10 protein-coding genes are annotated in these 12,248 nt (G+C 59.4%); 6 read left to right on the forward strand and 4 right to left on the reverse strand.

Annotated elements, in window-relative coordinates; genetic code table 11:
• Positions 1–100 precede the first annotated feature (100 nt).
• The 3 genes from GNF76_RS13280 (at position 101) to GNF76_RS13290 (ending at position 4,610) form a co-directional block, all read left to right on the forward strand.
• Positions 101–2,086, forward strand: coding sequence for an acyltransferase family protein (locus tag GNF76_RS13280; protein WP_155583610.1), 1,986 nt, complete (start codon positions 101–103; stop codon positions 2,084–2,086).
• An 89-nt stretch (positions 2,087–2,175) separates the two neighbouring features.
• The gene (gene ubiD, locus GNF76_RS13285; protein WP_155583611.1) at positions 2,176–3,642 is read left to right on the forward strand and encodes a 4-hydroxy-3-polyprenylbenzoate decarboxylase; all 1,467 of its coding nucleotides are present in this window, start codon (positions 2,176–2,178) and stop codon (positions 3,640–3,642) included.
• Positions 3,642–4,610 carry a CDP-6-deoxy-delta-3,4-glucoseen reductase gene (locus tag GNF76_RS13290; RefSeq protein WP_155583612.1) on the forward strand — a complete coding sequence of 323 codons (969 nt, stop codon included), beginning with the start codon at positions 3,642–3,644 and terminating at the stop codon, positions 4,608–4,610. The genes ubiD and GNF76_RS13290 overlap by 1 nt, the downstream gene beginning before the upstream one ends.
• A 106-nt stretch (positions 4,611–4,716) precedes the next feature.
• Here the strand turns inward: GNF76_RS13290 and GNF76_RS13295 are convergent, their stop codons facing one another.
• Positions 4,717–5,193 (reverse strand): sn-glycerol-3-phosphate transporter, encoded by a 477-nt coding sequence (locus GNF76_RS13295; protein WP_155583613.1) that lies wholly within the window; start codon positions 5,191–5,193, stop codon positions 4,717–4,719.
• A 327-nt stretch (positions 5,194–5,520) separates the two neighbouring features.
• Here GNF76_RS13295 and GNF76_RS13300 point away from each other — a divergent pair, with 327 nt between their 5' ends.
• On the forward strand, positions 5,521–7,908 hold the full coding sequence (locus GNF76_RS13300) for a TonB-dependent receptor plug domain-containing protein (protein WP_155583614.1): 2,388 nt from the start codon (positions 5,521–5,523) through the stop codon (positions 7,906–7,908).
• Positions 7,909–7,935: 27 nt separating this feature from the next.
• Positions 7,936–8,589, forward strand: a complete 654-nt coding sequence (locus GNF76_RS13305; RefSeq protein ID WP_155583615.1) for a gamma-glutamylcyclotransferase — start codon at positions 7,936–7,938, stop codon at positions 8,587–8,589.
• Here the strand turns inward: GNF76_RS13305 and glpT are convergent.
• Complete coding sequence (gene glpT / locus GNF76_RS13310; protein WP_155583616.1) at positions 8,586–9,923, reverse strand: glycerol-3-phosphate transporter; 1,338 nt, start codon at positions 9,921–9,923, stop codon at positions 8,586–8,588. The two genes, GNF76_RS13305 and glpT, sit on opposite strands and share 4 nt — an antisense overlap.
• A 297-nt stretch (positions 9,924–10,220) precedes the next feature.
• A complete protein-coding gene (locus GNF76_RS13315; protein ID WP_155583617.1) occupies positions 10,221–11,201 on the reverse strand; it encodes an NADPH:quinone oxidoreductase family protein in 981 nt (326 codons plus the stop codon).
• 149 nt (positions 11,202–11,350) lie between these two features.
• Here GNF76_RS13315 and GNF76_RS13320 point away from each other — a divergent pair, with 149 nt between their 5' ends.
• A complete protein-coding gene (locus tag GNF76_RS13320; protein ID WP_178123325.1) occupies positions 11,351–11,758 on the forward strand; it encodes a flagellar basal body-associated protein FliL in 408 nt (135 codons plus the stop codon).
• Positions 11,759–11,792: 34 nt separating this feature from the next.
• Here GNF76_RS13320 and GNF76_RS13325 read toward each other — a convergent pair whose 3' ends face one another.
• Positions 11,793–12,242 (reverse strand): EVE domain-containing protein, encoded by a 450-nt coding sequence (locus tag GNF76_RS13325; RefSeq protein WP_155583618.1) that lies wholly within the window; start codon positions 12,240–12,242, stop codon positions 11,793–11,795.
• Positions 12,243–12,248 lie beyond the last annotated feature (6 nt).

The raw sequence follows: 12,248 nt of genomic DNA on the forward strand, positions 1-12,248 counted from the left end.
GAAAAAGGGAGGATTGAGCGCTGCGTGTGTCAGTTAAGAAACAAAAAAGGTGAGCACGACTACACTCGCCTCCATCCGTAACTGGCAGACCATACGATTTATGACCACGCTTGCTTATCGAAGAGACATTGACGGCCTACGCGCAATCGCCGTCATTGCGGTTGTTCTGTTTCACTTTGGTGTTCCAGGCTTCACAGGTGGCTTTGTTGGCGTCGACATTTTTTTTGTGATTTCCGGTTACCTGATCACTTCGATCATCTGGCGGGAGCGCCTGGCGCAGCGTTTCAGCTTTGTGGACTTCTGGGCCCGGCGCGCCCGACGGATTCTGCCGGCACTGTTCGTGATGATGCTTGGCGCGTTGGTAGCAGGGTGGTTTCTGCTTGCGCCCAAGGACTACGACGAGTTGGGGCGCTCGGTGCACTATCAGGTGGTGTTTACCTCAAACCTGCTGTTCATGCGTCAAGATGGCTATTTTGATGTGGCCTCCGACCTGAAACCGTTACTGCACACCTGGTCGCTGTCGGTTGAAGAGCAGTTTTACATCATTTTCCCGCTGTTGCTGACGTTGCTGTCGAGCCGTTTGAAACACTGGCGCATGGCTCTATTCACGCTGTTGCTGGCATCTTTCGCCCTGAGTGTGTGGGCGGTGGCTCACTATCCCGAGAAGGCCTTTTACCTGTTGCCGATGCGTGCCTGGGAGCTATTGGCCGGTTCGATGCTGGCGGTAGTGCCTGCACGGGATTGGCGTGCGAGCCCGGCTCTGGCGCAGGCCGTCAGCCTTGCTGGCCTCGGCCTGATTCTGCTGGCGATATTTGCTTATGACCCAAGTACTCCTTTTCCTGGCGCCGCTGCCTTGTTACCGGTTGTGGGAGTGGTCTGTCTGATTTGGGCCAACGGCCAGCAATTGACCCTGACGGGTAAGTTGCTGGGCAGCCGTTTGATGGTGGGTGTCGGGCTGATTTCCTACTCGTGGTACCTGTGGCACTGGCCAGTGTTCGTATTTGGAAACTACGCCAGTGTTGATGACCTTGGCCCCTGGCAGCTCGGCGGCCTGTTTCTATTGAGCTTGTTGTTGGGGTATGCGTCCTGGCGTTTTATCGAGGCCCCGTTTCGCGAGCGGCGATTGTTGGCAGGACGACGACAGATCCTGGCAGCGGCAGGCATCGCGATCCTTGGGTTGGGATTGATCGGAAAAAGCCTGGGATGGGCGGATGGGGTGCCTTGGCGCTTGTCGCCCAATGCCTTGCAATTCGCCCAGGCGCGTACGTGGAGCCCCGAGTTGATGGCCTGCTTGTCGGATGACAAGAAAAACAACCACCGTGAGCTGTGCCGTTTTGGTCCTCAGTTCGGAGCGACGCGTGCTTTGGTTTGGGGCGACAGTCATGCTTCGGCCTTGATCCCGGCCCTGGAAGATGGCGTGAGCACGTATGGCGCCAGTGTCACTCAGGCCGGCTATTCCGGTTGCGTACCTTTCAGCAGGCAAGAAAGTACCCCGGGTTGTGTGAAGTTCAACCAGCGTGTCACCCAGGTGTTGAGCCAGGAAGCATTCAGCGATGTGGTGCTGGTGGCGCGTTGGAGCTTATACGTCTACGGGGAGCGCTCCGGCGATACCGGCGCCTCACTGTTGGACCCGACGACCGGGAAATATGATCGTGCCGTCGCCGAGCAGCGCTTCAGCGAGGCCTTGCGCGCGCTGGTGCAGCAAGTGCGTGCCAGCGGTCGTCGGGTGTGGCTGGTCAAGGAAGTACCGCTGCAGGACTTCAGCGTGCCTTATCGGCTCAGTCGTCTGGCGATGCTGGGTCGACCCACCGACCGCGAGGGTCTGCCGCTGGAGGATCATCTCAAGCGCCAGGCCTATATCAGCAGCGTGTTCGAGCAAATCGCCGCAGCCGATCCTGGCGTGAAGCTGCTGGATCCTGCGCCACGGCTGTGTAATGCAACCGGTTGGTGCCGCGTGGAGTTTGGCGGGCGAGCCTTGTACACCGATGACAATCATCTCTCGGACGTAGGCGCTCGGTATGTCGAGGCGTTCCTTGAACCTTTGTTCCTTAGCCTGCGCCATCAAACAGAGGCATCGTCTCTTTAGGCATGCGTCGCCTGCAATGGCACTCAATAAGCTGCCAGCGGCCGTAAGAGCAGGTAGGATGTACGCCTATTTTACGGGTGGCATGGTTAATGAAATTCAAGGATCTTCGGGATTTCGTGCAGCAACTTGAGCAGCGCGGAGAGTTGAAACGTATCCAGGTGCCGATTTCCCCGGTCCTGGAAATGACTGAGATTTGCGACCGCACCTTGCGTAACAAGGGCCCGGCACTGCTGTTCGAAAACCCGGTGGGCTTTGATATCCCGGTGCTCGGCAACCTGTTCGGTACCCCCGAGCGCGTGGCCTTTGGCATGGGCGCCGAGGCGGTCAGCGAGCTACGCGAGATAGGCAAGCTGCTGGCGTTCCTCAAGGAACCCGAGCCACCTAAAGGCCTGAAAGACGCCTGGTCGAAGCTGCCGATCTTCCGCAAGATCATCGCCATGGCCCCCAAAGTGGTCAAGGACGCGGTGTGCCAGGAAGTGGTCATCGAGGGCGATGACGTCGACCTCGGCATGCTGCCCGTGCAGACCTGCTGGCCCGGCGACGTCGGCCCGCTGATCACCTGGGGCCTGACCGTCACCAAGGGGCCGAACAAGGACCGCCAGAACCTCGGCATCTATCGCCAGCAAGTGATCGGCCGCAACAAGGTCATCATGCGTTGGTTGAGCCACCGTGGTGGCGCGCTGGATTTTCGCGAGTGGTGCGAAAAATACCCTGGCAAACCATTTCCGGTGTCCGTGGCCCTCGGCGCAGACCCGGCGACCATCCTCGGCGCCGTGACCCCGGTGCCCGACAGCCTCTCTGAATACGCCTTCGCCGGCCTGTTGCGTGGCAACCGCACCGAATTGGTGAAATGCCGTGGCAACGACCTGCAAGTGCCAGCCACCGCTGAAATCATCCTCGAAGGGGTGATTCATCCGGGCGAGATGGCTGATGAAGGCCCGTACGGCGACCACACCGGCTATTACAACGAAGTCGACAGCTTCCCGGTATTTACCGTCGAGCGCATTACCCACCGTATCAAACCGATCTACCACAGCACCTACACCGGCCGTCCGCCGGATGAGCCGGCGATCCTCGGCGTGGCGTTGAACGAGGTGTTCGTACCGATCCTGCAGAAACAGTTCCCGGAAATCACCGACTTCTACCTGCCGCCCGAAGGCTGCTCGTACCGTATGGCCATCGTGACCATGAAGAAGTCGTACCCGGGCCACGCCAAGCGGGTAATGCTGGGTGTCTGGTCGTTTTTGCGACAGTTCATGTACACCAAGTTCGTTATCGTCACTGATGACGACATCAACGCCCGGGACTGGAACGACGTGATCTGGGCCATCACCACGCGCATGGACCCCAAGCGCGATACGGTGATGATCGATAACACGCCGATCGACTACCTCGACTTCGCCTCGCCGGTGTCGGGCCTGGGTTCGAAGATGGGCTTGGATGCCACCCACAAATGGCCGGGTGAAACCACCCGCGAGTGGGGTCGGGTGATCGTCAAGGATGACGCGGTGACTGCCCGTGTCGATGCGCTCTGGAAAGAATTAGGAATAGATTGATGCGTGTAACCCTGCAGCCTTCCGGTGCGGTACTCCAATTGACGCCCGGCGAGCGGATTCTCGAGGGCGCGCGGCGCCTGGGCTACGATTGCCCCCAGGCCTGTCGCAATGGCGTGTGTCACGTGTGTGCGGCATTGTTGGTGGAAGGGCGGGTGCAGCAAGCGGGTGAGGTGCGTGACCATGGAGAGTTCTATACCTGCATTGCCGAGCCACTGGAGGACTGCATTGTCTTGTGGGACGGCGTGCTGGCACCGGGGGAGTTGCCAGTGCGCAAACTGTCCTGCCAACTGACGGAGTGTGTGGACATCGGTGGTGATGTCTGGCGCGTGCGCCTGCGGGCACCGGCCGGCAAGGCGGTGCGTTATCACGCTGGCCAGTATTTGATGATCGAGCGGGAAAGCGGCGAGAAATCCGCCTTTTCCCTGGCCTCGGCGCCCCACGGCGGACGTGAGCTGGAATTGCACGTGCTGGTGCGCGAAGACAGCGCCCGGAACCTGATCGAGCAGTTGCAGCGTAACCAGATGGCCCGTGTTGAGCTGCCGTTTGGCGATACCCACCTGGCGGAGCTGCCGGACGGACCGTTGGTGCTGATCGCTGCCGGGACCGGCATGGCGCAGATGCACAGCCTGATCGAACACTGCCGAGCTTCCGGTTTCAAACACCCGGTGCATCTGTACTGGGGCGTGCGTCGTCCGGAGGACTTCTACCAGATCGAGCATTGGGACCAGTGGCAGCAATTGCCCAATCTGTTCCTGCACAAAGTGGTCAGCGACCTGTGCGGTTGGGAAGGGCGTTGTGGCCTGTTGCATGAAGCCGTGTGCGAAGACATCAGCGACCTCAAGGGCGTGCACGTCTATGCCAGCGGCTCACCGGCCATGATCTATGGAACGCTGGATGCGCTGGTCAACGCCGGAATGGATCCGCACCAGATGCGCGCCGACGTATTCGCCTACGCGCCAAGACCGTAGCCGCTGCCGAGGCACGAGGCTGCGATAAGGGCGCAGGACCTTCAGCGGTTCAAGATCCTGGCGACTGCTGCGCAGCCGATCGCAGGCTGCGCCAGCGGCTACAGGGTTAGAACCGCACACCGGCGGTGACCATTGCCGCATTGAAGCCGAGCAGCACCAACTCAGCCGCTACCGGCCCGTAATGCGCACCCACTGACGGGATGATCACGGGCGCCACCCCCAGGCCATTAAGGGGGATCTTGTCCTTGTATTTGCCGGTATAGCCCTGAATCAGCCCCCCGGTCAGTTTCAGGTACACCGGGTAATCCGTCATGTCATAGCGTTTGCCGGCATAGGCGTAGTACGAGCGCTGGCTGAACGAGTTGCGAAAGGTCGCCCCGCCATACACCAGTCCCGAAGCCTCATTACGCTCCAGGCCGATCAGGTCCTGGTTGTTATTGTGATCCGGGTCAGGTGAGAAGTGCCGGGTGTAGACGCTGGTCTGGACGTACCAGAAGCCTTTTTCATCCTGGGTCGGTGTTTCGACGGCCAGGGCGGTGGTGGCCTGTGCCAGAAGCAGCAGGCCTGAAAGTCGGTATTTCATCGTGCGACCTCGATAGTCGGTAAGTTGTCGGCTAAGTGGGTCGTGACAGGTGCCTATTTTGAAGGCTCAACCCCCACAAAGGCTGAACGGGCGCTGAAGGTACCGGGATTGAAGGAGTCAATCCTGATGAGTGGGTCGCCTGCGCTTATGCCTTTGCTTATTCTTTTACGGTATTTAATTTGCCTGATGGATACCATTAAGCTATATGACAACGGACTACCGATTTTGTGCCAATAGCCAATAAATGACCGCCACCGTTCGCCACACGGATCGATCGTATGAATTCAGAGCATTGACGTTCTGACTTTTGATTCCAAGGGGAGCGGTATGGGGAGCACCACGCAACACCGGTTATACACAGCGATTTTGTCGGCCAATTTGCTGACCGCTGTGGGCTTCAGCTCAGTCGCAGTCGCCGAGACGGCCACTGCCGATTCACCGAAACTCGACACGGTAATCGTCACCGGCACCCGGGCCCAGGAACGTACGGCCAGTGCTTCGCTGTCACCCATCGATGTGATTTCCGGCGACGCCCTGCGCAGCACCGGCTCCGACGAACTTGGCGCAGTGCTGGCGCGTTTGATTCCGTCCATCAACTTTCCGCGCCCCAGCCTGGTAGACGGCGCTGAACTGGTGCGTCCGGCGCAACTGCGTGGCCTGTCGCCGGATCAAGTACTGGTGCTGGTCAACGGCAAGCGTCGCCACACCAGCGCCTTCGTCAACTTAGGCGGTGCAGTGGGACGGGGCTCGGCACCGGCGGATTTGAATGCGATCCCGTTGTCAGCCGTGGACCATATTGAAGTGCTGCGTGACGGCGCGTCCGCCCGTTACGGTTCCGACGCGATTGCCGGGGTGATCAACGTGATCCTCAAACACGCTGACCACGGTGGTTCGATCTCCACCAAGTTCGGTGAGTACAAAAAGGGCGATGGTATCCAGCGCAACATCAGCGGCAACACCGGTCTGGCGTTGGGGGACAGAGGTTTTATCAATCTCTCGGGCGAAGGCGCCGACAACGATTACACCAACCGTGCTGGCGACGACTTGCGCCCGGGCAGTATTGGTTCAACCACCTACGGCCAGCGGGTGTTCCGTCAGGGCGAGCCGTCGACCAATGAAGGCAAGTTTCAATTTAACTCCGAATATTCCTTCAACGACGCGGCCGAGTTCTACACCTTTGGCGGCTACAGCAAACGACGCGGCGAGACAGCGGCGTTCTACCGGGCCAGCAATGCCTCCAACAACATCCGGGCGATCTACCCCAACGGCTACCTGCCGCTGATCCGCGGCAGCCTGGAAGACACGTCCCTGGTGGTGGGTTTGCGTGGGTTGTTGGCCTACGACTGGCACTACGACCTGTCGGCCAACTACGGCAAGAACCAGTACGACCTGAGCACCGAAACCATCAACACTTCCCTGGGACTGGCGACGCCGCGCAAATTCGACAATGGCACCCTGAGCAACGAGCAGAAACAAGTGAGCCTGGATCTGTCCCGTGAGTTCGACGTGGGCTGGCTGCCGTATCCGGTGTCCGTTGCCTTTGGCGGTGAATACCTGCACCAAGGCTACGAAATCCAGGCGGGCGATCCGGCTTCCTACTACCAGACCGGCAGTTCCGGCCTTGGTGGCTTCCGCGATGCCGACGCCGGCAGTGCCACGCGCCACAACTGGGCCCAATACCTGGACCTGGAAACCAACTTCACCGAAAAGCTCAGCGCTTCGGCCGCCGTGCGCCATGAGGACTACAGTGATTTTGGTTCCAACGTCAGCGGCTCGCTCTCGGCCCGCTATGACTTCACCCCGCACGTGGCCTTACGCGGCAGCATTTCCAACGGTTTCCGCGCGCCGTCCCTGGCCCAGCAGAACTTTGCCTACACCTCGTCGCAACTGATCGGCAATACGATCCAGGAAGCCGGCACCTTCCCGGCCAACAGTAAAGTGGCGCGCTTGCTCGGCGCCGACGACCTCAAGGCCGAGAAGTCGCGCAACTACAGCCTTGGGCTGGTGCTTGAGCCGGTGGATAACCTGACGGTGACGGCCGATGTCTACCGCATCGACATCCGTGACCGCATCAGCCTGTCGTCCAACCTGGTGCTCAACCAGAATGCGATCAACTACCTGCAAGCCAACGGCGTGGGCAACATCAACTACACCAGCGCCCGCTATTTCACCAATGCCACCGACACCAGCACCGACGGCGTCGACCTGGTGGCCAACTATCGCTACCAGTTCGACAACGGCATCCGTTGGAACAGCACGGTTGGCTACAACTACAACCACACCAAGGTCACCGACGTAAAAGCCAATCCGGCGGTACTGGACGGGCTGGGCGTCAATCTGGTGCGAGTTGACCGGCGTGAACGCATCGGACTGCTGGGCGATACTACGCCACAGCACAAACTGAGCCTGGGCAACGATTTGAGCTTCGGCAACTGGGCGTTGCACAGCAACCTGGTGCGCTACGGTGAATTCACCAGCTACCAGGCTGACAAGATCAACGACCAGACCTTCAAGGCTGCTTGGCTGCTGGACCTGTCGGCGGACTACAAGTTGAAGAGCTGGACCTTTACGGTGGGTGGCGACAACGTCACCGACAAGTACCCGGAAAAACTCAATGCCTACGCCAGCAGCGGTGGCAATCTGGCCTATAGCACTTTTTCGCCGTACGGTTACAGCGGCGCGTTTTATTACGGTAAAGTTGCTTACAACTGGTAACAACACAGGTGCCGAACGTTATTTGCCATGACCGCCATTGAATCTGATCTTCTGCAATTGGCTTACCCTCCGCGGCTCGATCTTGGGCCGCAACTCACTCACGAACAGTTGATGAGCTCGATGCAGGCCACCATGGGTCGGCACAAGGGTGGGCCGGTCTGGCTATTCGCTTACGGTTCGCTGATCTGGCGCCCCGAGTGTTCGGCGGCGGAGCGGGTGCGGGCGCGGGTCCATGGCTATCATCGCGGCTTGTACCTGTGGTCCCACGAGCACCGGGGCACCCCGGAATTACCGGGCCTGGTGTTTGGCCTGGATCGCGGCGGCTCTTGCAGTGGGTTTGCTTACCGCTTGCCGGAAGACCAACTGGACGCCTCGCTTTACGCCCTGTGGTGTCGCGAAATGCCTTACCCATCTTATCGGCCGCACTGGCTCAGCTGCCGTCTGGAAGATGGCAGTCAGGTGCAGGCGTTGGGGTTTGTATTGGAGCGGCACTTGCCCAGTTACGCTGGCAACTTGCCAGACAGTGTGCTGAACCAGGTGTTCGAAAGCGCTTGCGGGCGTTACGGCACCACTCGCGATTATGTCGAGCAGACCGTCAACGCCCTGCGTAGCCACGCCATGCCAGATAAAAACCTGGAGGCGCGGCTCAAGCGGTGTTCCAAAGGCGGCGCCTGCGATTAACGCGCGGCGCTGACGCTATTGGTGTGCCACAAGGTGGGGATCAGGAAGGCAATCGCCAACACACACGCACCGATCAGCAAGACAAAACCACCGTCCCAGCCGAAATGGTCCACGGTGTAGCCCATGGCCGCACTGGCTGCCACCGAACCGCCCAGATAGCCAAACAGACCGGTAAAGCCTGCCGCGGTACCCGCAGCTTTCTTCGGTGCCAGTTCCAGGGCTTGCAGGCCGATCAGCATCACCGGGCCGTAGATCAGGAAACCGATGGAGAACAGCGCGATCATGTCGATGGTCGGGTTGCCCGGCGGGTTGAGCCAGTAAACCAGGGTTGCGACTGTCACCAGAGCCATGAACACAATGCCTGTCAGGCCACGGTTGCCACGGAAGATCTTGTCTGACATCCAGCCGCACAGCAGCGTGCCGGGAATCCCTGCCCACTCATAGAAGAAGTACGCCCAGGACGTTTTATCCACGTCGAAGTGCTTGGCTTCCTTGAGGTAGGTCGGCGCCCAGTCCAGTACGCCGTAGCGCAGCAGGTAGACGAAGACGTTGGCGAAGGCGATGTACCAGAGCATTTTGTTGCGCAGCACGTACTTGACGAAGATTTCCTTGGCACTGAATTCGTCTTCGTGACTCGAGTCGTAGCCTTCCGGGTAATCGTTCTTGTACTGCTCGATCGGTGGCAGGCCCACCGATTGTGGGGTGTCGCGCATGGTGATGAAGGCAAATGCCGCCACCATCAGGGCCACGGTGGCCGGGACATAGAACGCTGCGTGCCAGTCGTTGAACCAGGCCATGCCGAGCAGGAACAACGGGCCGATCAAGCCGCCGCCGACGTTGTGTGCCACGTTCCATACCGAGACCACGCCGCCGCGTTCTTTCTGCGACCACCAGTGCACCATGGTCCGTCCGCTGGGCGGCCAGCCCATGCCTTGGGCCCAGCCGTTGATGAACAGCAAAATGAACATCATGGTCACGCTGGACGTTGCCCAAGGTGCGAAACCGAAAATGAACATCACCCCGGCAGAAACCAGCAGGCCGAAGGGTAGGAAATAGCGCGGGTTGGAGCGGTCGGACACCAGGCCCATGAGGAACTTGGACAAGCCGTAGGCAATCGCAATCGCCGACATTGCCAGTCCCAATTGACCACGGGTGTAACCCTCGTCGATCAAGTACGGCATGGCCAGGGAGAAGTTTTTACGCAGCAGGTAGTACCCGGCGTAGCCGAAGAAAATACCGGCGAAGATCTGCCAGCGCAGCCGTCGATAGGTACTGTCTATTTTTTCCTCAGGCAGGGGCGCCTGGTGTGCGGCAGGACGGAAGAAAGCAAACATTCAAGAGCTCCAAATTTCTTGTTTTGACTGCGGATGCGAATGTTACAGTTTCGTTACCGAAAATAGCACCGCCTCTTATCCGCAAGTACAGGAAACAGGAGCAATTGCATGTTCTTTTACGAACATGTCGCTAATAGATAAGTCTGGGGCGTGATTGGATTCTGCAGAATGCTGGAGATCAAAAAATGTGGGAGCTGGCTTGCCTGCGATAGCGGTCGATCAACTGAGTATTTGTCATCTGATACACCGCTATCGCAGGCAAGCCAGCTCCCACACGGACCGCATTTCAGATCTATATTACTTGCGGACTTGAACGACGACTTTCCCGACCGCCTTGCGCTGGCCAAGGTCATTGATCGCCTGAGCGGCGTTGTCGAGTGGGTACACCTGCGATACCAGCGGCTTCAACTTGCCTTCGGCATACCAGCCAAACAGTTGCTGGAAGTTGGCAGCGTTATCCTGAGGCTGGCGCTGGGCAAACGAGCCCCAAAACACCCCGAGCACCGCCGCACCCTTGAGCAGCGCCAGATTCACCGGCAGTTCCGGAATTCGCCCGCTGGCAAAGCCCACCACCAGCAACCGGCCATTCCAGGCGATGGCGCGGATGGCCTGGTCAAACAGGTCGCCGCCTACCGGGTCGTAAATCACGTCGGCGCCATTGCCATCGGTCAGGCGTTTGATTTCATCCTTGAGACTGGCTTCGCTGTAGTTGATCAGCTCATCGGCACCGGCGGCCTTGGCCACTGCGAGTTTTTCCGCACTGCTGGCGGCAGCAATGACCCGTGCGCCCATGGCCTTGCCGATTTCCACGGCGGCCAGTCCCACCCCGCCGGAGGCACCCAGTACCAGCAGGGTTTCGCCCGGCTGCAGGTTGGCCCGTTGTTTCAGGGCATGCATCGAGGTGCCATAGGTCATGCTGAAGGCGGCGGCGGTGTTGAAATCCATGCTCGGTGGAATCGGCAGCACGTTGTAGCCCGGCACTGCGACCTGCTCGGCAAAGCTGCCCCAGCCGGTCAGCGCCATGACCCGGTCACCGACGTTCAGATGGCTGACCTTTTCCCCGACTTCGCTGACCACGCCAGCTGCCTCGCCACCCGGCGAGAACGGAAAGGGCGGCTTGAACTGATACTTGCCCTCGATGATCAGCGTGTCCGGGAAGTTGACCCCGGCGGCATGCACGTCCAGCAGGATTTCGTTCTTCTTGATCGCCGGGCTTTCGACGTCTTCCAGCACCAGGGTTTCGGCGGGGCCGAAGGCTTTGCACAGCACAGCTTTCATCGGACTATTCCTTTTGGCGTAGTGGCCGATAAGTGTAGGTGGGTGAGACGCCGGGTCAACGAGCATGGTCCGGCCTGATAAGTCGCCATAAGCTTGTGCTCAGGCCTGCTAGCGTTATGCTACCGGGCAATCGATTTGAGGAATGAACTGTGAAAGCGTGGATCCTGTTGATGCTGGCCCTGACATTGCCGATGGCTGCCCAGGCTGAAGAGGCCAAGGAAGGCGAAGCGCCGAAGGTCAGCTATCTCAGCCTGACTCCGCCGTTCGTCGGCAACTACGGCCTGGATGGCAGCGCGAAACTTCGGGTGTACAAGGCCGATGTCGCTTTGCGGGTGACCGGTCCGGAAGCCGCCAAGGCGGTCAAGGACAACGAACCGTTGATTCGCAATCAACTGGTGGCGCTGTTCACCCAGCAGACCGCCGAGGCCATGAGCAGCGTCGATGGCAAGGAGAAGCTGCGCCAGGAAGCCCTGAAGCAAACCCAGCAAGTGATGAGCGACGAGACCGGCAAGCCGGTGGTTGAAGATTTGTTGTTCAACAACCTGATCATCCAGTAAGCCGGCACTACAGGTTCTAGTAGTCGTTGCCGAATTAGCGCAAGGTCTTAACGACAGCCCACTGTTCAGCGGTAACTGGCATCACCGAGAGTCGGCTGCCTTTTTGCACCAGAGGCATCTCGTCGAGGGCGGCCTGTTGTTTCAGGTAGCCCAGCCCCAGCACTTTGGGAAAGGTCTCGACGTGGGCCACGTTGATTGCAGTCCACGGGTTTTTGTCGGGGCTGGCCTTGGCATCGAAGTAATGACTGTCAGGCTCGAGTGCTGTTGGGTCCGGGTAGGCCGCCTCGACAATCTTACCGATTCCGGCAATCCCAGGCTCCGGACAGCTGGAGTGATAAAAGAAGAATTCGTCACCCACCGCCATCGCTCTCAGGAAGTTGCGTGCCTGGTAATTGCGCACGCCATCCCAGCGCGCTTCGCCGAGCTTTTCCAGGTCCTTGATGGACAGTTCATCGGGCTCGGATTTCATCAGCCAATAGGCCATGTTTGG

Source organism: Pseudomonas spelaei (genome assembly GCF_009724245.1).
Lineage (GTDB): Bacteria > Pseudomonadota > Gammaproteobacteria > Pseudomonadales > Pseudomonadaceae > Aquipseudomonas > Aquipseudomonas spelaei.

Excerpts from the sequence above, each read along its gene's own strand:
- GNF76_RS13315 (WP_155583617.1), bottom strand. The coding sequence starts at position 11,201 with ATGAAAGCTGTGCTGTGCAAAGCCTTCGGCCCCGCCGAAACCCTGGTG.
- GNF76_RS13290 (WP_155583612.1), top strand. The coding sequence starts at position 3,642 with ATGCGTGTAACCCTGCAGCCTTCCGGTGCGGTACTCCAATTGACGCCC.
- GNF76_RS13295 (WP_155583613.1), bottom strand. The coding sequence starts at position 5,193 with ATGAAATACCGACTTTCAGGCCTGCTGCTTCTGGCACAGGCCACCACC.
- GNF76_RS13305 (WP_155583615.1), top strand. The coding sequence starts at position 7,936 with ATGACCGCCATTGAATCTGATCTTCTGCAATTGGCTTACCCTCCGCGG.
- GNF76_RS13280 (WP_155583610.1), top strand. The coding sequence starts at position 101 with ATGACCACGCTTGCTTATCGAAGAGACATTGACGGCCTACGCGCAATC.
- glpT (WP_155583616.1), bottom strand. The coding sequence starts at position 9,923 with ATGTTTGCTTTCTTCCGTCCTGCCGCACACCAGGCGCCCCTGCCTGAG.
- ubiD (WP_155583611.1), top strand. The coding sequence starts at position 2,176 with ATGAAATTCAAGGATCTTCGGGATTTCGTGCAGCAACTTGAGCAGCGC.
- GNF76_RS13325 (WP_155583618.1), bottom strand. The coding sequence starts at position 12,242 with ATGGCCTATTGGCTGATGAAATCCGAGCCCGATGAACTGTCCATCAAG.
- GNF76_RS13300 (WP_155583614.1), top strand. The coding sequence starts at position 5,521 with ATGGGGAGCACCACGCAACACCGGTTATACACAGCGATTTTGTCGGCC.